General features: G+C 37.8%; 22 protein-coding genes and 1 tRNA gene. 5 read left to right on the forward strand and 18 right to left on the reverse strand.

Features of this window, described 5'->3' with window-relative positions; translation table 11 throughout:
* Positions 1 to 98: 98 nt before the first annotated feature.
* The 5 genes from GJU39_RS16675 to GJU39_RS16695 form a co-directional block, all read right to left on the reverse strand.
* A complete protein-coding gene (locus GJU39_RS16675) occupies positions 99 to 353 on the reverse strand; it encodes a hypothetical protein (RefSeq protein WP_154282138.1) in 255 nt (84 codons plus the stop codon).
* A 22-nt stretch (positions 354 to 375) separates the two neighbouring features.
* On the reverse strand, positions 376 to 639 hold the full coding sequence (locus GJU39_RS16680; protein WP_154282139.1) for a hypothetical protein: 264 nt from the start codon (positions 637 to 639) through the stop codon (positions 376 to 378).
* 206 nt (positions 640 to 845) lie between these two features.
* The gene (locus GJU39_RS16685) at positions 846 to 1,016 is read right to left on the reverse strand and encodes a spore protein (RefSeq protein ID WP_154282140.1); all 171 of its coding nucleotides are present in this window, start codon (positions 1,014 to 1,016) and stop codon (positions 846 to 848) included.
* Positions 1,017 to 1,050: 34 nt separating this feature from the next.
* Positions 1,051 to 1,124: transfer RNA gene (locus GJU39_RS16690), tRNA-Cys, on the reverse strand.
* A 69-nt stretch (positions 1,125 to 1,193) separates the two neighbouring features.
* Positions 1,194 to 1,940, reverse strand: a complete 747-nt coding sequence (locus GJU39_RS16695) for a TrmH family RNA methyltransferase (protein ID WP_154282141.1) — start codon at positions 1,938 to 1,940, stop codon at positions 1,194 to 1,196.
* Between GJU39_RS16695 and tamL the strand changes: the two genes are divergently transcribed.
* Positions 1,931 to 4,345 carry a translocation and assembly module lipoprotein TamL gene (gene tamL / locus GJU39_RS16700; protein ID WP_154282142.1) on the forward strand — a complete coding sequence of 805 codons (2,415 nt, stop codon included), beginning with the start codon at positions 1,931 to 1,933 and terminating at the stop codon, positions 4,343 to 4,345. The genes GJU39_RS16695 and tamL overlap by 10 nt on opposite strands.
* 5 nt (positions 4,346 to 4,350) lie before the next feature.
* Here the strand turns inward: tamL and GJU39_RS16705 are convergent, their stop codons facing one another.
* Positions 4,351 to 4,929 (reverse strand): 2'-5' RNA ligase family protein, encoded by a 579-nt coding sequence (locus GJU39_RS16705; RefSeq protein WP_154282143.1) that lies wholly within the window; start codon positions 4,927 to 4,929, stop codon positions 4,351 to 4,353.
* A gap of 292 nt (positions 4,930 to 5,221) precedes the next feature.
* Between GJU39_RS16705 and GJU39_RS16710 the strand changes: the two genes are divergently transcribed.
* Entirely contained in the window at positions 5,222 to 6,172 is a 951-nt protein-coding gene (locus GJU39_RS16710) for a DUF3829 domain-containing protein (protein ID WP_154282144.1), read from the forward strand.
* Positions 6,173 to 6,421: 249 nt separating this feature from the next.
* On the opposite strand, the gene dnaJ is transcribed toward GJU39_RS16710, so the two are convergent.
* The 5 genes from dnaJ to GJU39_RS16735 all read right to left on the reverse strand — a co-directional run bounded on the left by dnaJ (position 6,422) and on the right by GJU39_RS16735 (position 10,454).
* A complete protein-coding gene (gene dnaJ, locus GJU39_RS16715; RefSeq protein WP_154282145.1) occupies positions 6,422 to 7,591 on the reverse strand; it encodes a molecular chaperone DnaJ in 1,170 nt (389 codons plus the stop codon).
* 95 nt (positions 7,592 to 7,686) lie between these two features.
* On the reverse strand, positions 7,687 to 8,268 hold the full coding sequence (locus tag GJU39_RS16720) for a nucleotide exchange factor GrpE (protein ID WP_154282146.1): 582 nt from the start codon (positions 8,266 to 8,268) through the stop codon (positions 7,687 to 7,689).
* 185 nt (positions 8,269 to 8,453) lie between these two features.
* Positions 8,454 to 9,137, reverse strand: coding sequence for a cell division ATP-binding protein FtsE (locus tag GJU39_RS16725; RefSeq protein WP_154282147.1), 684 nt, complete (start codon positions 9,135 to 9,137; stop codon positions 8,454 to 8,456).
* Position 9,138: 1 nt separating this feature from the next.
* Positions 9,139 to 9,342, reverse strand: a complete 204-nt coding sequence (locus GJU39_RS16730; protein ID WP_154282148.1) for a fructose-6-phosphate aldolase — start codon at positions 9,340 to 9,342, stop codon at positions 9,139 to 9,141.
* Between the two features lie 95 nt (positions 9,343 to 9,437).
* Positions 9,438 to 10,454, reverse strand: coding sequence for an acyl-CoA reductase (locus GJU39_RS16735; RefSeq protein ID WP_154282149.1), 1,017 nt, complete (start codon positions 10,452 to 10,454; stop codon positions 9,438 to 9,440).
* A 79-nt stretch (positions 10,455 to 10,533) separates the two neighbouring features.
* On the opposite strand from GJU39_RS16735, the gene GJU39_RS16740 reads away from it, so the two are divergent.
* The gene (locus GJU39_RS16740) at positions 10,534 to 10,884 is read left to right on the forward strand and encodes a 4Fe-4S dicluster domain-containing protein (RefSeq protein ID WP_154282150.1); all 351 of its coding nucleotides are present in this window, start codon (positions 10,534 to 10,536) and stop codon (positions 10,882 to 10,884) included.
* A 55-nt stretch (positions 10,885 to 10,939) separates the two neighbouring features.
* Here GJU39_RS16740 and GJU39_RS16745 read toward each other — a convergent pair whose 3' ends face one another.
* A complete protein-coding gene (locus GJU39_RS16745) occupies positions 10,940 to 12,193 on the reverse strand; it encodes a serine hydrolase domain-containing protein (protein WP_154282151.1) in 1,254 nt (417 codons plus the stop codon).
* A gap of 10 nt (positions 12,194 to 12,203) precedes the next feature.
* Positions 12,204 to 12,659: a universal stress protein gene (locus tag GJU39_RS16750; protein WP_154282152.1), complete on the reverse strand. Its 456-nt coding sequence runs from the start codon at positions 12,657 to 12,659 to the stop codon at positions 12,204 to 12,206.
* Between the two features lie 107 nt (positions 12,660 to 12,766).
* Between GJU39_RS16750 and GJU39_RS16755 the strand changes: the two genes are divergently transcribed.
* Both GJU39_RS16755 and GJU39_RS16760 read left to right on the forward strand, forming a co-directional pair.
* The gene (locus GJU39_RS16755; protein ID WP_154282153.1) at positions 12,767 to 13,552 is read left to right on the forward strand and encodes a C40 family peptidase; all 786 of its coding nucleotides are present in this window, start codon (positions 12,767 to 12,769) and stop codon (positions 13,550 to 13,552) included.
* Positions 13,553 to 13,621: 69 nt separating this feature from the next.
* Positions 13,622 to 13,828 (forward strand): hypothetical protein, encoded by a 207-nt coding sequence (locus GJU39_RS16760; RefSeq protein ID WP_154282154.1) that lies wholly within the window; start codon positions 13,622 to 13,624, stop codon positions 13,826 to 13,828.
* 71 nt (positions 13,829 to 13,899) lie between these two features.
* Here GJU39_RS16760 and GJU39_RS16765 read toward each other — a convergent pair whose 3' ends face one another.
* The 5 genes from GJU39_RS16765 to hisH all read right to left on the reverse strand — a co-directional run bounded on the left by GJU39_RS16765 (position 13,900) and on the right by hisH (position 17,723).
* Positions 13,900 to 14,799, reverse strand: coding sequence for a WD40 repeat domain-containing protein (locus GJU39_RS16765; RefSeq protein ID WP_154282155.1), 900 nt, complete (start codon positions 14,797 to 14,799; stop codon positions 13,900 to 13,902).
* 65 nt (positions 14,800 to 14,864) lie between these two features.
* Complete coding sequence (gene hisIE / locus GJU39_RS16770; RefSeq protein ID WP_154282156.1) at positions 14,865 to 15,467, reverse strand: bifunctional phosphoribosyl-AMP cyclohydrolase/phosphoribosyl-ATP diphosphatase HisIE; 603 nt, start codon at positions 15,465 to 15,467, stop codon at positions 14,865 to 14,867.
* 59 nt (positions 15,468 to 15,526) lie between these two features.
* Positions 15,527 to 16,282: an imidazole glycerol phosphate synthase subunit HisF gene (gene hisF / locus GJU39_RS16775; RefSeq protein WP_154282157.1), complete on the reverse strand. Its 756-nt coding sequence runs from the start codon at positions 16,280 to 16,282 to the stop codon at positions 15,527 to 15,529.
* Between the two features lie 96 nt (positions 16,283 to 16,378).
* On the reverse strand, positions 16,379 to 17,128 hold the full coding sequence (hisA, locus tag GJU39_RS16780) for a 1-(5-phosphoribosyl)-5-[(5-phosphoribosylamino)methylideneamino]imidazole-4-carboxamide isomerase (protein WP_154282158.1): 750 nt from the start codon (positions 17,126 to 17,128) through the stop codon (positions 16,379 to 16,381).
* Between the two features lies 1 nt (position 17,129).
* Positions 17,130 to 17,723: an imidazole glycerol phosphate synthase subunit HisH gene (gene hisH / locus GJU39_RS16785; protein ID WP_154282159.1), complete on the reverse strand. Its 594-nt coding sequence runs from the start codon at positions 17,721 to 17,723 to the stop codon at positions 17,130 to 17,132.
* Between the last annotated feature and the right edge of the window lie 14 nt (positions 17,724 to 17,737).

Here is a 17,737-nt window from a genome sequence, read left to right on the forward strand (position 1 = left end):
GGCAAAAGTATATGATTCGTTGGGAAAATACCATTTATTCCTGCCTATAATTTAGCGGTTAATATCGCCTGGTCAGGCCCTAACATTTATTGGAAATATTAGGCTGCGTAACGGGATTTGATTGCTTTATTTACCTGGTTCAGGCGTGTTAAATTACGAACTCCTGGTTCCAGCCCCAAAACACCTACTGCTATTAATGCGTAATTTTTAGCTATTATCGAAAGAATAATAGTTGTTAATCCTACAGCTAACATCAAAAGCCCGAGACCAAGTACGTCATTTTTATATTCCTTTTTTTTAAAATAAAGTTCGTCTATGCTTAGACTTGCTAAGTTCGTTTTTCCTGTATTCATTTGAATTTCGTTAAAATATCAGTTAACTGATCCGATTTGCGTTACGTAAACTAATTTCCTTATCAAGCTGCTTCAAATAGATAAGAATAGGTAGAAAAGGAATGGTAATGCCTCCGGTGAGACCCATTAAAGCGTAATTCTTTTTTGTTATAGCAATGTAGAAGATAATCGCAAAGGCAATAATTGCAACAATCCCTAAGCCTATGCCCGCACCAATTATTTTTTTCCTTTTTATTATAAGTTCGTCGATAGTTATTTCGTCCGGTTTGTTCTCTTGCTTATTCATTGAGGCGTCTTTCAGGTTTGGTAATGATTATTATGTAAGATATAAATCTTCATTCAAAAGTCCAAATGGACCTGGGATTTATCATTATAATATGAAAGTGCAGGGTATGCCTGGGTAAAGAGCATTTGCCTAAAAAACAGGGCATAAAAAAAGCATCCTTTGATCAGAAGGATGCTTTAATTTTTTTAGAAAATTTTTTCTAAAAACTATCTTGTTAAACCAGCTAAAACAGCGTTGTTTTTAGCTAATTGATCGTTTTTAGGTTGTGCAGAACGGCTTCCTAACTCGATGTTAGTTGCTCTTTTTAAAAATGCTACCTCTTGGTGAGCTGTATTTTTATTTCTTCTGTCTTTTCTTTTTAATCTGGTAACTGCCATGGTAATAACCTTTTAATTATTTTATTTGTACAAATGGAGGTCGAGAGCGGATTCGAACCGCTGTAGAAGGTTTTGCAGACCTCTGCCTAGCCACTCGGCCACTCGACCTTGAAATTCAAGGTTGCAAAAATAACAATTATAACTTACTTCGCAAATAATATCTCAATAAATATCTTTTTAATTTTTAACTCTCACTATTTCAGTGCAAAAAATAGCCGCGCTTACGGCGACGTTTAATGATTCGGCCCGGCCAACCCGAGGAATTGTTACCGGTTGATTAATTTTTTCGATCACTTCTGCTGAAATTCCTTTTCCCTCATTGCCTAAAATTATCAGACCTTCATCACCCCATTGGGTTTTGTAAATTGATTGTCCATCTAACAACGCGCCAAAAACCGGAATGTCAATGTTCGCTAAGAAGGTAGGTAATTCCTCATAAAAAATATTAACCCGTGCTAAAGATCCCATGGTGGCTTGCACGGTTTTAGGGTTGTAAGCTTCAACGGTATCCAAAGAACAAATAATGTTCTCAAATCCAAACCAGTCGGCCGTTCTGATAATGGTACCCATATTACCCGGATCCTGAATCCCATCCAACACAAGCGTAAACTTATTTTTTAATGCTTTTTTGCTTACTGGTTTAGTTTCTGGCGTTTTCACTAATGCTAAAAATCCTTGCGGCATTTGTAAAGTACTAATCTTGCTTAATTCAGCGTTGTTTACTTCAAATAAAGTTATATTTGCGGGTAATTTGGGTAAAAGTTGATATTGCTCACTAACGTAATAAATAGTGTCGATCTGGTAGTTTGATGTGATAAACTCTTTAATAGATTTTATGCCTTCAACCAGAAACAAGCCACTTTCTTTACGGAACTTTTTTTGATGTAATGATTTAATAAAACTAATCTGAGATTTTGAAAGCATACCAACCCTTTATATATTCTAAACTGAAAAGTCTTGCAATATTACTATTATTTATTGTTTTAATTCAAGCCTGTTCATCCACAAAATACATTGCAGATTATCAATCAATTGTTAAGAAGGTTACTATTGATAGCGTTGACGAACGATTTGAAGAGCAGGCATACAATTATGTTCAAAAGGATATTAAGCCGCCATCTGCTTTTAGTATCAACGTGCCGTTATATAATTTTTTTAATACTAAAGATGGAAGATATAAAACGAACAACATCAAGCCGTTCGGTACTCCACCAGCAATATTAGACAGTACTCTGGTTGAAATTTCCCGAAATCAGATTCAAAAATTTCTGGTTGGTAAAGGTTATTTTAATGCAAAAGTTGCTGCAAAAATTAAAGTAGAAAATAAAAAAGCAGAGATCAAATTTATCGCCAATCAAGGTAAAGCATCTTATATTGATAAAATATCAGATTCAATTTTTACTGAAAATGTAAAAAATGTTTATGAAAGCGTTAAACCAACTTTTACACGGCTGCGTAAAGGAATGCAGTACGATGTAGACTCGCTTACGTACGAAAGAGAACAGATTTACCGTGTGATGAAAGAAAATGGTTATTTCTATTTTTTAAGACCTTATGTAAATTTCGATGTTATTGAAACTGAAAAGCCAGATAAAGTTAACCTAAGATTAAACATTACCAATCCACCAGCCGGACCGCATAAGCAATACAACATTGATTATACGCACATGATTATTGCGCCTAGTCCGGATGGTTTCCCGGATTCGGTAAGAAGCAAACTCAGTAAAGATACTGTGGGGGGAATCATTTTTACCGATTTCTCTAAACGCTATAGAAAAAACCCGATAGTGAGGTACGATTTTCTTAAAAGGGGAGATATGTTTGATATCAGAAACGAGAATTTAACATTCGACCGTCTTTATGAACTGAATATTTTCAAGAATGTAAAAATTGATTATTACAATAAGGACAGTACATCAAACAAACTTATTCCGATTATTTTATTAACACCACAGAAGGTGATGAGTAACCGGGTTGAAGGCGAAATTCCTTTTAATGCAGGTACAGTAGGCTTTAATTTAAGTAATACCTACACCAACAACAACTTTTTTAGGGGGGCTGAACGATTTGAGTTGCAGATTAAAGGTGGATTACAGTCCAGGATAGGAAATGGTTCGAAACCTTTTAAGGATATCTATCAACGCGATTTTTCTGTAAGTGCAAGTATCTCGGTGCCGCGACTGATTATCCCATTTTATAACCCGGAACTTGGTGGAAATGGAATGCCTCATACTACTTTTTCGTCGAGCTATATTTATGCCTTGCAGAAAGATATTTCAGTGAGGAATATTTTTATTAATTCAGTGACTTACGACTGGTTTGAAACGAAATCTAAGCTTCACTCTTTTACGCCTCTTAACTTTGAGTACCGTTTTGGAAATGTGGAGTCGGGAGTAGATTCTACTACATTAAATAATAATATTTACTATGCTGCCTTACTGAATCGGAAAGATTTTACCCTCGGTATGAAATATGTTTATACATTAAATAACGACAAGCTAAATCAATATCGCACGTTTGTGTACTTGCGGGGCGGAATAGACATTGCCGGTAACCTGCTTCAGGCCATTACAAGTCTTACCGGTGCAGAACGCGATCCATCAAGAGGGAATACGGCTAAAATTTTAGGTTTACCATTTAACCAATATGTCAGGCCGGAAGTAGATTTGAGGTGGTATAAACATTTAGGGGGAGAAAGACAGTTTATTGCCCGTGTAAATGCAGGTGTAGGGTATGCGTATGGTAATGCAGCCAATTATGGAATCCCGTTCGAAAAACTTTTCTTTGCCGGAGGATCAAGCGGAATTCGTGCATGGCAGGCGCGAACTTTAGGCCCTGGAAACTACAATCGTGAGGTAATTCCAACACCGGAAGCCCGTAAAGCATTCTTTGGTCTGGATCAGTTGGGTGAGATGAAAATCGAAACTAACTTTGAATACCGCTGTACACTGGTAAAGAAATTTTTTGGTGCAACATTAAAGGGTGCTGCTTTTGTGGATGCAGGAAATATCTGGAACCTGAATAACTCCAGCTTTATTTTTAATGTGGATGATGCAACCCGCGAAAAGACGTTATTTAAATTCAGCAAACTCGCACAACAGTTGGCCATTGGAACCGGCGTTGGCTTTAGGTATGATGTTCAGTATTTTGTATTCAGATTTGATGTGGGTTTGAAGTTGAAAGATCCTCAGTTCTCGGGTTCAGATCAATGGGTGATCAGCAAGCTCTTCTCAGGTACCAAAGCATTTAAGGATGATTATAATGCATCGCATGGCCCTGATACCTATCGTTTTGTACAGTATAATTTCGGAATTGGAATGCCATTCTAAGCATATTAACTATTAAAAAGATCTCTTTTAGACGGATTTTCCTGGGGGTTTCGAAATTGAAATTCCTTATACGGTTGCCACTTTTTATCAATGTGTTTATAAACAGAAAACCCCGAAACGGTAAAGGCTCTTTTGAATTTTCTATCCTTAAAAGCCTTAATAATTGATTCGAATACAGGCGGTTTCACATCTTTGAAAGCTAAAGTTAAATGAGGGGTAAATTTAAAATTATCCCTTTGCGAATCAAGTTTCAACGGATTTAAGGCTTTCTTAATTTCCGATTGAAGACTCATAATACCCCGATTCTGTTCTACATTCAGGTAGAAAGTATGTGGAGGAAAAGCATTGAAATGGGAGAGCACCTGTGTAAAAGCATCTGAAAAGACTGCAGTTGATAAGGCACTAAAAAACCGTTTCTCGGTAGCTCCCGAAGTAATTTTAAGGGGAGCTATAAGCGTAATGTGTGCAGGTCTTTTTAAGGATTCGTAAACTTTAAACTCATCGGCAATGTAGTTTCTGATTTTATCAACATCCTCAACAATCGAAGCAGGCGGAATGAGGCAGATTAGGAAGAGGTTTTCCATAAATGACAATTTAAATTAATCAGGCAAATTTATAATTTATCAACGGTTGCAAAGTTTCGCATTCATTTATCAGATCCAAATCTTCATGATTTGTTTTTCATAAATATCAGTCTGAACGGATCTGATTGTTTACTCCTTCAATAAACTAAACGATAGCGGAAAGATAGATGATAGCGCACATAAAATATATACTTCCTTTTCAAACATCTTTTGCTTTATGTTGTTTAAATTATTCTTAAACCTATAAGTTTTAAGCGCTAATTAATCAAACATCTAAAAAAACCCTTAAAAAATGAAGTTTCCAATTAAATTATTAGCTATAGCTGTAGCAATCTCATTTACAGCCTGCAAAGGCGGCGATAAAAAAGAAACCGCCGCTAAGACCGAGTATGCTGCTGCCGGTAATGATGATGCCAATCAAATTGTAGAATATAATAATGTTTTGGTTAGTTTAACTGATCAGAACAATGCTTACCTGAAAAGGGTGGGCGAGAATTTACAGAAGTTAGCTAAGGGATTAGCAAATCCAAATGACCGATTTGCATTTATCGGAATCGTTTCACCTTTCTCTTCGTCGGGTTTCAGCCATTCGGAACTTAAACCTGAAACGCCGCCATCATCACTAAGCAACGCAGACCAGAAGTATTTCAAAGAGAATGTAGCCGGTTTGAACGAAACGCTTGCAAAAATTAAGGATACGTATAAAGCTTTGGATGATTATATCAAAGCTGAAGATTGGAAGGATGATAAAAGTGCTAAAGGAAATAAATTAATAGATTCTATTTATTCGATGAATAAAACGTACTATAAATATGACGAAAATCTTTTAGCAAGGCTGGAAGTGATTGGTGATGATGCAGAGCGGGTTATTTTGAAAACTCATCCGTTAAAAGAATATATTTTTGCCATGAAGGACGATAGAAAAGCAGTAGGAGAATTTAATAAATTGCTTATCGAAACGAAAGATTTTAAAGCAAATGAGGCAAAAATAAAGTCAGCTTACGAAACCCTTGCCGCACAAAACACTAAGCATATAGAAATGTCAGCGCCTGATGCAACAAAATTTCCAAGTAAAGACGGTGCATTTAAAACCTTCAACGATAGTTTTAAAGATTACCTGATTGAGGCTAAAAAAGCCATCAGAGATGCGTCTGTAGATGGCAAATTAACCCAGGGTCATGCGGAAGATTTGATTGGAAAGTACGAGTATATGCGTACTACCTATAACTATTTCGTAGATTAATAACCAGTTAACTTAGTTTAGTGATTGAATGCTTAAGTTAATCTATTGAATTAATCCGACTCCAATAATCTTCATAAAAGAAGGTGATATTGATGCCGCCTGCAAAGGCAGTTTCCCTAAAATAAATTAATGTTTATCCCGGTGTCAGATAGAAAAACGTAGAAATAGCTGGCTGCCTAAATTCTTAAAAGTAATAAACAAAAAAAACCGATGGTGAAAGCCATCGGTTTAATTATATATCGAAATTAATTACTCAAAATATTCTTTCATTCTTTCGAAGAAACTTTTGTCATTTTTACCCGGTTGCGGTTTAAAGTTTGGAGATTCACGCAATTTCTCTAACAGCGTACGTTCCTCACTACTTAATGCTTTCGGTGTCCAGATGTTAATGTGGATGATCTCATCACCTCTTTGGTAAGAATTTACTTCTGGTAAACCTTTTCCTTTAAGGCGCAATAGTTTTCCGCTTTGTGTACCCGGCTCGATTTTAATTTTCGCCTTACCATCTATAGTGGGTACTTCAAGACTAATGCCTAATGCAGCATCAGCAAAACTTAAATGCAGATCGTAAACGATATTGTTTCCTTCGCGTTTTAAAGCTTCATGTGGCGTTTCTTCTACCAGGATAATTAAATCGCCTGGGATGCCTCCATTTGGTGCTGCATTCCCTTTTCCACTCATGCTTAACTGCATGCCTTCACTTACGCCTGCAGGAATATTAATGGTGATGGTTTCTTCGCCACGTACCACGCCATCTCCATGGCAAACTGTACATTTAGAAGTAATTTGCTGACCGCTGCCGTTACAAGTAGGGCAGGTAGATGCAGTTTGCATCTGGCCTAAAATGGTATTGGTAACGCGTCTTACCTGTCCGCTGCCACCACAAGTACCACAAGTGCTTACCGATGATTTATCTTTCGCTCCGGAACCATCGCAGGTTTTACAAACGATTAACTTATTAACCTTAATTTTTTTCTCTGCACCGTGAGCAATTTCTTCAAGGGTTAGCTTTACTTTAATACGCAAATTGGTGCCTTTAGCTACTCTGCGGCCGCCACGTTGCTGGCCACCACCGCCTCCGCCACCAAAAAAGCTTTCGAAAGGATTATGTCCACCAAAAATATCTCCAAAGTTACTGAAGATATCATCCATGTTCATATTACCGCCACCGCCATAACCACCAGATGCGCTACTGCCAACACCAGCATGACCAAACTGATCATAACGTTGTTTCTTTTCGGCATTACTTAACACTTCATAAGCTTCCGCAGCTTCCTTAAAGTTGTCTTCTGCAGCTTTATCGCCAGGGTTTTTATCCGGATGATATTTAATCGCCATCTTGCGATAGGCTTTCTTGATCTCATCGGCTGCGGCACTCTTGCTAACGCCTAGTACGTCGTAATAATCTCTTTTACTCATCTTTATTTTAAAATGATTGAATTTTAAAGGATTGAATCAGAGAATGTATAAGCCATTCCATCACTCACTCATTCTGGCATCCAATAATTATGTTTTTATGCTCCAACTACAACTTTAGCAAAGCGGATTACATTATCGTTAAGGGTATAGCCTTTTTCCACTTCATCAATTACTTTTCCTTTTAAATCCTCTGTAGGTGCAGGGATGTTGGTAATTGCCTCATGGTAATCTGTGTTAAATGGTTCATTGATGCTTTCTACATCCTTTAAACCTTTCTGTGCAAGTGTGTTTTTTAATTTGGTGCTCACCAGAAGAATTCCTTCTTTAACAGGGGCTACTTCAACTGCAGTTTCCATTGCTTTTAAGGCACGGTCAAAATCATCCAATACTGGCAATAAAGATACAATTACATCTTTACCAGCAGTTTGCAATAACTCTACACGCTCTTTTTGCGTACGGCGTTTGTAATTATCAAACTCTGCGTATAAGCGTAAATATTTATCATTGAGCTGTTGAACTTCAGCTTGTAATTTTTCTTCTGCGGATAATTCCGGCGCTTGTTCTGTCTCATTGACAGTAGCATCAGCATTCTCTACATTTTCAGCAGCATTTTCTGATGTATTTTCAGGATTCATTATATTTTCTTCTTTGTCGTTGTTTTTCTTCTTATTAAACATAATACTAGGCTGAATTTTTTCTGTTAACGTCAACTATTTTGCCATTAACGTAAATCAGCCAAGCTGTCAGATTTATTTGTAGTTATCTGAACAGATTGGCTGATCGACTGACATTTAATTGGTGATCGGAGGATAACTATTTACAATTCCGCACTGCGGTCATCGTAAATATTATGTTTACATCACTATGCTATTTGGGCACCTTCTAATATTACTCCGTTTTCACATTTTATAATGCGGGACGGAAAAGTGCGGATGATGTGGTAATCGTGAGTGGCCATTAAAACCGCGGTTCCGGCCTGGCTAATCTGCTTCAACAGCGTTACAATTTCTTCTGATGTTTCGGGGTCTAAATTTCCCGTTGGTTCATCCGCAAGGATAATTTCCGGATCATTTAATAAAGCCCTGGCAATTACAATTCTTTGTTGTTCTCCACCAGAGATCTCATGAGGCATTTTTCTGATTTTAGAGCGTAAACCAACTTTATCCAGCACATCTTTAATGCGCTCGCTAATTAGTTTTTGGTCATTCCAGCCTGTTGCCCGTAATACAAACTCCAGGTTCTTCTCAATGGTACGGTCAGTAAGTAGTTGGAAATCCTGAAAAACTACCCCCAACTTACGCCGTAAAAAAGGCACCTGGCTTTCCTTTAAATTTTTTAAATTAAAACCAGCGATGTTTCCTTCACCGTTTCCAATGTGTAAATCGCCATATAAGATCTTTAGTAAGCTGCTTTTACCCGAACCAGTCTGACCAATTAAAAAGATAAACTCATCCTTTTCGATATGTAAATTTACGTTTGAAAGTACTAAGTGTTTCTGTTGAAAAACATCAACATTGCTTAAGTGAATTACTGCGTTTCCTGCCATTCTATATTTCTAATTTAGCAATTTGCCCGAAAGGCAAGTTTTTAATCATTTCCATAATGTAATCTTGTTTTTCTGCCAGACCTAATTTTTCTAAGGATTTATCTGGTCTGTCTACCCGAAAATAAGCCAGGAGCGTAAATTTTTCATCTCTCAACTGCACATAATCAGGAATTTTGGCGATGCCTTTAACTTTTACGATATACATTGTGTCCAAAAATAGCTATTTAAGCTGAAAGCTGAAAGGCAAAAGACGAATAGGCTATGCTGCTTGCTTAGCTGATTCAAACCATCCAAAAATTGTTATGAAAGGGAATTTAAAAATTCGATGGTATTTACATTATCTGCGTAATCCCAAAGTTTTGGGTGCTGACTTTCGCCAAAATTAAAGGTTTGAACACTTAGCTGTGTTTTGGTGATGATACACTGAATCTGCCCGGCACTGGCTTTCAACTGATCTTCAACTTTTGATAGCTCTTCATACTCCTGGTAAAATAATACCGCCAGGGGAGAGGTTAAATGCTCATCTTCCTTGAGTAATAAAAACCCGTTATCGAAGTGTTTAGCTGCATTTACCAGGTAAATAGATTTGTTATAATCGTAATTATTCTGATATTTAAAATGGTTAATGATATCGCTGTAACCTTCAATGCCTTCATAAAAGTTAGCGATATCATATCCTTTAGGATAAAAAATCTTTGAAACGTTTCTGCAGCCTAAACCGAAATAATCAAAAATATCGGCGCCTAGGTTTTTTATTTCTTCAGGAGTTTCAGTACCATCTAAAACGGCTACACTGTTTCTGTTTTTTCTGATGATGTTGGGCACCTTGCCGAAATAGTAATCGAAATACCTCGAAGAATTATTACTTCCGGTGGCAATTACCGCATCAAAATCTTTCAGCCTTTCTACATATTCTATTCTATTTTCAAATGCCGGCTCAATATTAATCAGCGCTGCAATAATAATTTTAATCAGCTGATCATCAGATGAAGATAATTTAATTAAGGCAATATTTCCGGTTGCCAATACGCATAAAACATCGTGGAAACCAACCATCGGGATATTTCCTGCGAGGATAAGGCCCACTTTTTTTGGTGATGAAGTGAAACTGGCTGTTTTAAACCATTGTGCTAGATCTGCATCGTTGAGCATCTCAGAAAATGATAAAATTGATCGTTCAATATTCTCTAATGTGAACCATGCATTACTGTTTTGTACCTGGTAAATCTGATCTTCCAAAACGTCAGTAGGATGAGCGAGCTTTTTGCCGAGTGCTTTAAATGCAATTATTGCTTTTTCCTGAGTTAACGCTGACATATTTAGAATTATTATTAATTGATTAAATCTTATATTTGCAAGCGCAAAGGTAACTTAAGCAAAAGAATTAGACGAAGACATGGCGATTAAAATAACAGATGAGTGTATAAATTGTGGGGCTTGTGAACCGGAATGCCCTAATAACGCAATTTACGATGCCGGTACTGCATGGCGTTTTTCTGACGGTACAAACCTGGAAGGCATCATTGATTTCGGTAATCAACAAATTGAAGCTGACGCTACTCAAGAGGCAGTTTCTGATGAGGTATATTACATTGTATCGGATAAATGTACAGAGTGTAAAGGATTTCATGATGAGCCTCAGTGTGCTGCTGTTTGCCCGGTAGATTGTTGTGTAGATGATGAAGATATCCGTGAAACAGAAGAAGAATTATTGGCTAAAAAAACCTGGTTGCACCAGGAAGGATAGTCTTAAAAATATTTAATTAAGAAATCCCGATTTGATCGGGATTTTTTTTTCGCTATTATTTTAACGCCTGATAAACTGCCGATTTAAATTGATCATTTAACGCACCGTGAGAGAATGGCCATTGTTGAATATAAATTTGCGCCGTAAGTTTCTTTTGTGGGTCTACCCAATAGGTAGAACCGAAAAATCCTCCCCAGCCATAAGAACCTGCTGTTTGTCCAACTTTTTTACTTCCTTTTTCGGTTACAATTTCAAAGCCTAATCCGAACTTATTGTCGCCAAGCGATAAATTGCCGATTTGATTTACAGTCATAGTGTCTACCGTGGTTTTCTTGAGAATTCTTTTTCCGTTATACTCCCCTGCGTTTAAAAGCATTTGTAGAAAGATTCCATAATCTTTAGAAGTTGATACCAATCCCGCTCCGCCAGCAAAATAACCGTTGCCATTTATCGGATAATTTACCGTTGCACCGGGAAAACCACCATCTTCCCATGGCCTGACTTCATGCGTTTTTGGGTCTTCTGTATATACTGAGGCTAACCTATCTTGTTTCGCTTTAGGTAATGCAAAATAAGTATCATTCATCCCCAATGGGATGAAAATCTTTTGCCTGAAAAATTGATCTAGGTTTAAGCCCGATGCAATTTCCACCAAACGCCCCAAAACATCTACGCTTAAGCTATACGACCATTTTTGACCAGGTTGCAAGGCCAAAGGCAGTTTTCCTAGTTTATTAATTTCGGTCTCTAAATTTTTCTTATTGATCACAAAACCGGCCTCGATGCCTGCATTTGCATAAATCAGATTCATTTCACCGGATCCGATTTGTGCATAGCCGAGTCCGGAGGTATGGGTAAGTAAATCATGAATGGTAATTTCCCGATGAGCAGGTTTAGTGGTATAAGTGCCGTCTTTTGGATTGAATTTATCTAAAACTTTCGGGTTTTTAAAGGCCGGAATGTATTTTGAAATGGGATCGTCTAATTTGAATTTCCCTTCTTCATAAAGCATCATTACAGCAACACTCGTTACGGCCTTAGTTTGTGAAGCGATTCTTAAAATATCGCTTGTTTTAAATGGCCGGCCAACCTGATTGCCGAAAGCCTTATCGTAAACGGTTTTTCCATTGATGGAGATATTGGCTGTTATACCTTTTATCCAGCCGCTATCCAGGTATTTTTTAAAGAGCGAATCTATCTTATTGAATTTCTCGTCGGTAAGGGAAACCTGATTGCTGCTGATTTGTGCATATGATACACTGCTTGTCAATAAGACAAACAATACCGGCAAGAGAAGTAGTTTTTTCATTTAAATTTATTTATTCGGCTATATCCCATTTGTTCGGAATAATCAATACCGGGCAGGCAGATTTTCTTGCCACGTGTTCTGCAACACTTCCCATTAAAAAGTGGTATAAGCCTGTTCTTCCGTAAGTTCCAATTACAATGAGGTCAGAACCCCATTCATCAGACTGCTGAATAATGCCGTGAGCTGCAGTATCAACTACACTCAGGTAGGTTGTCGGAATACCATTACCATATTTATTTTCAATTTCTTTTAAGAGAACGTGGCTGTTTTCTTCGCTGTTATCGTAAGTTTCTAAAAACACAGGTGCCAGCGTCAGGTCGGGATTTACATTTGCCGGAACAGGTTCAATAATATTCACAAGTGCTACCTCTGCCTGAAATTTTTCAGCCATGTCGTAACCTGTTTTTGCTGCTTTTTCTGAGCAGGTACTGTTATCAACGGCAATTAATATTTTCTTAAAATGCATAATGGGTAGTTTAAATGATCATCATAAAAATAACAATTTTACACTCAAAATGTTATGCAATAGATGTAATTTATTAGTTTTACTCAATCTTTAACGAGCATAATCAGATGGAAAATCAATACGGGATTTGCAGGATTGCCGTGGCACCTTTAAGAGCAGAACCTTCAGATCGGGCAGAAATAGTTTCGCAACTTTTATTTGGCGAACATGTGGAGATTCTTCAGAAAGATGAGCGTTGGTGGTTAATTCAAAACGGTTACGATGGCTATCAGGGTTGGATGGATTTCAGGCAGCTGGCAGCCATCACTCAAGATCAATTTGTAGAACTGCAGGATTGTAAATTATTGTCTCCGCTCAGTATTAATAATGAACTTCTGGCGGCCGATGGCAGTCTTTATCACTTGAGTCCGGGAAGTAATATTCCTTACTTCGCTGACGGACACTGCTCTGTTGGTAAAGAAAAGTTCAGGTTGAACTTTGAACCTCACGATAGTTCGAAGAGCGATTTCGTTCAGCAGGTGGAAGCAACTGCGAAATTCTTTCAGAATGTTCCTTATTTGTGGGGAGGAAGACATTTGTTCGGCATGGATTGCTCTGGCTTTACGCAAACGATTTTCAAAATGCTGAATATTAAATTAAACAGAGATGCTTCGCAGCAGGCAGAACAAGGTGAACTGGTGGGCTTTTTAGCGGAATGCAAGCCTGGAGATGTGGCTTTTTTCGATAATGAAGAAGGAAAGATTACGCATGTTGGGATCATGTTAAACCCGAATGAAATCATCCATGCATCAGCAAAGGTAAAGATCGATCCAATTGATGACCAGGGGATTTTTAACAGAGAATTAGGTGTTTATAGCCATAAGTTAAGGATTATTAAAAGGTTTGTGGAATAGCTTTTTGAACCTAAACTGTAGAAAAATCTTTGTAAATTTCGTTATATTTGTTAGTATCAATTTTAGATTATGGAGCCTAAAGTTAGAAAAATGGCAATGGTTGTCAATAGAGTTAAAATGGAAGATGAAGATGAACTTGATGTTCTCTTTTGGTTGAATCAACCTGTTTTAGCACGTCTGGAGACTGTAGTTTCATTGCGTAAAAATTACTTTACATGGCTTAATGGCTCTTTCCCAGACAAGATAGTTAAGGCTGTAAATAGAAGGAAACTATAATGTTTGAGCAAGATTTTATTGAACTCTTAAATGCATATAGTGTTGATTGCTGCTTTGAAAACAAAAAAGTCTTAACCTCCCATTTCCCAAACCATCACTTTCCGATCATCTCCTGTTGAAATTAAAAACTTTCCATCATTGCTCCAGATGATTTTATTGATGGAATGTGTATGACCAATTCCGGCTTTTTCCAGGCTTAAAATCTTATATAGTTTAAAGTTTTCTGCATCCCAAAGTTTAATGCTTTTATCCTGACTGCTCGTTGCGAAGTAGGGCAGGGTAGGATGGAAAGCAATATCGTAAACCGTAAACAGGTGTGCTGGAATGGTTTCTCTGAGGTCATAGCCGGGCAAATTCCATATTTTTAATTGCGCATCTCTGCTGCCAGAAATCAAATATTTTCCTGTGGGATGATAAGCTAACGCGGTTACGGGCAAAGAATGACCTTCCAGATTTTGCTTTAAACTGTAGTCGGCCAGATTATAGATTTTGATTAAATGGTCTTTACATCCAAAAGCAATTTCAGTTTCATCTGGCGAGATTGAGATCGCCCTAACGGTATCGTAAGCGGCCTGAAAGCGATAAATTTCCGAGAAATCTTTAAGCGACCAAACTGCAACAGAGCCGTCTTCGCCAGTGGTTAACAATTCGTTTTTACTTTTAACCGTCTGAATATTGAAGATTGGTTTGGTATGGGCGTTAATTCTTTCAACTACTTTGTTTTGTGTTAAATCGTAAACGCTAAATGCACCGCTACGTTCTCCAATAAATAAAAGATTATTGAAATAGTGCAGGTAATAAACAGAGCTTTGAACGGGCATTTTTATCTTAACAAAAGCCATTTCTGATAATGACCACTCTACAATGCCTTTGTCGTTCCCGGCGCTAAAGAAAATTTCATCTTTATCTGAATGAGCAAGTGCATAAACAGGATTTTGATGGCCGGAAAAGGTTTTTAGGTGTTTAAGCATGTTTAAGATTTTAAGATTTAGGGCTAAGGTTTGGCAAATCGCCTTAAACCTTCCAACCCTTTACCTTATTTGTGTCTTTTCTCTAAATTTTTTGCAATATCCTGAATGGACAAACCTTTTTCTTTTAATAAGAATAGTAAGTGAAAAACCAGATCAGATGCTTCTCCGATTAGTTCTTCTTCACTCTCCGCTAATGCAGCAATAACAGTTTCTACACCTTCTTCACCAACTTTTTGAGCAATTTTGTTTAAACCTTTGCTTCGCATTTTGTTGATGTAAGAGCCTTCTACAGGGTTTTCATACCTGTCATTAATGATGTTTTCCAGCTCAAAAATGAAGTTCTGGTTAAAATCAGTCTTGAAACAGCTGCGGCTCCCGGTGTGGCAGGTTGGACCTACTGCATCTGCCTTTATCAAGATGGTATCATTGTCGCAATCAACAAAAAGTTCTTTTACGTAAAGGAAATTATTGCTGGTTTCACCTTTAGTCCAAAGGCGGTTTTTAGAACGCGAAAAGAAAGTTACCTTGCCCTCTTCTTGGGTTTTTTCTAAAGCTTCAGCATTCATATACCCCAGCATTAATACTTCCAGTGTTTTATAATCCTGAATAATTACAGGAAGTAAGCCAGCCGTTTTTTCCCAATCAAGAGATGATGTATCGATATTCATTTTATTTTTTTATTTCGCAAAGTCGGCTCATGACTAAAGACTGCCGACTCCACATTTAATTATATCCTTACCGGAATATGATTTCTTTTTAATTCTTGTTTTAAATCTGGTATCAGGATCTCACCATAGTGAAAAACTGATGCAGCGAGTGCAGCATCAACGTTGGCCTTTTGGAAAACCTCTGTAAAATGTTCCATGCTTCCGGCACCGCCAGAAGCGATAATCGGAATGTTGATCATTTGGTTGATTTTACCAAGTAATCCACAATCGAAGCCCGCTTTAGTGCCATCGTGATCCATTGAGGTTAGGAGGATTTCTCCGGCTCCTAAATCTTCCGCCTGTTTAATCCAGTTCTCCGTTTCCAGTTCGGTGATTAAACGGCCACCGTTCAAATGAACCCTGTTTTTGCCATCAACATATTTTGTATCTACCGCTAAAACCACAAACTGAACACCGAAGGCTCTCGCCAGTTCTTCAATGAGTTTTGGATTCCTTACAGCTGCAGAATTAATGCTGATTTTATCTGCACCAGCATTCAGCAACGCTTCGGCATCGGCAAGTTCCGTAATTCCGCCCCCAATGGTAAAGGGGATATTCAGCTGACGGGCAACGGATTTTACCATCTCAATCATCGTTTTACGACGTTCATGAGTGGCTGTAATATCCAGGAAAACCAGTTCGTCTGCACCCTGTTGTGCATATTGGGCTGCTAATTCTACCGGGTCACCTGCATCTCGTAAATCAACAAAGTTTACGCCTTTTACGGTACGACCGTCTTTTACATCCAGGCAAGGGATAATTCTTTTGCTAAGCATTTAATTTCGGTTTTCGTCATTGCGAGGCACGAAGCAATCTTTCTTGCAAAATAGATTGCTTCGTGCCTCGCAATGACGACTTTTTTAAAGTTTGCGCTAGATTGAGGTCAAAGCCTTCAAATTCCAGTCTTTAATTTCTTCGATTGTAATCCTGTCTTCGTAAATCGCCTTTCCAACCACCACACTTCTAATCGGGTATTTGGCAAGATCATGAATGTCTTCCATTGAGCTTACGCCGCCTGAGGCGATCAGTTTAATCATCGGAGAATGCTCAAGCAGTTTTTTATATAACTCAACAGCTGCGCCTCCTAACTTTCCATCTTTACTAATGTCAGTACATAAGAAGCGGAAAAAGCCTAATGAAAGGCATTTATCTACATAATCCATTAATTTGATTGGCGAACTTTCCATCCAGCCCGAATATTTGATTACTTCATCCAATACGTCTATGGCAATTATAATGCGGTTTGCATAATCGTCTTTTTTAGCAAAAGCCTCACTCAGTTGTTGCAGAAAATCAGGGTTAGTAATGGCCTGGGTACCTACAATTACCCGTTGAATTCCTGCATCAAGCAAATTGGTTACTTGCTCAATTGTACGGATGCCTCCACCATACTGTACCTTCATCTCGGTTTTTTTAATGATTTCGAAAAGAGATTTCTGATTACTGAAATCGCCTTTTGCACCATTTAAATCAATGATGTGAATAAAGTCTGTTCCGTTAGAACGGTATTTTTCAATCATTTCGGCGATAGAAACATCGTACTCAGTTTTCTGGTTGTAATCGCCTTCGCGGAGACGGACTACTTTACCATCCAATATATCAATAGCAGGAATTATGTACATTTTATAAACTTAAGTTTGAAAAATTTTTTAATATCTGTTCGCCAGCCTTGCCAGATTTCTCCGGGTGAAACTGAACGCCATAAAAGTTATCTTTTTGCACTGCCGCTGAGAACTTTAATCCGTATCCCGCCGACGCAATGTCAAAAGTAGGGTTATATTCAATAAAGTACGAATGCACGAAGTAAAATTGTGTATTATCTTCAACACCCTCAAATAAAGGATTGTTTTGAGGATTTACCGCATTCCAGCCCATGTGAGGGATTTTGATATTCAATGACTTATCAAATTTTTTGGTCTTCACCGGAACGATGGATAACAGTTCTGCATCACCCTCTTCAGAATGCTCGGTAATCAACTGCATGCCCACGCAAATACCCAAAACTGGTTTTGTTAATGCTTTTATGGCGGCGACTAATCCAGTATGCTTTAGTTTTTCCATCGCAGTGCCTGCATGGCCAACACCTGGAATGATAATATGGCTATATTTCTCCAAATCGGCTTCAGTATTTACCATGCCGTATTCAACGTTTAAACGCGCTAAAGCTGCGGTAAGGGAAAAAATATTGCCAGCCCCGTAATTCACTATTCCAATCATTTCTTGTAGATTAA

Source organism: Pedobacter petrophilus, assembly GCF_009674725.1.
Taxonomy (GTDB): domain Bacteria; phylum Bacteroidota; class Bacteroidia; order Sphingobacteriales; family Sphingobacteriaceae; genus Pedobacter; species Pedobacter petrophilus.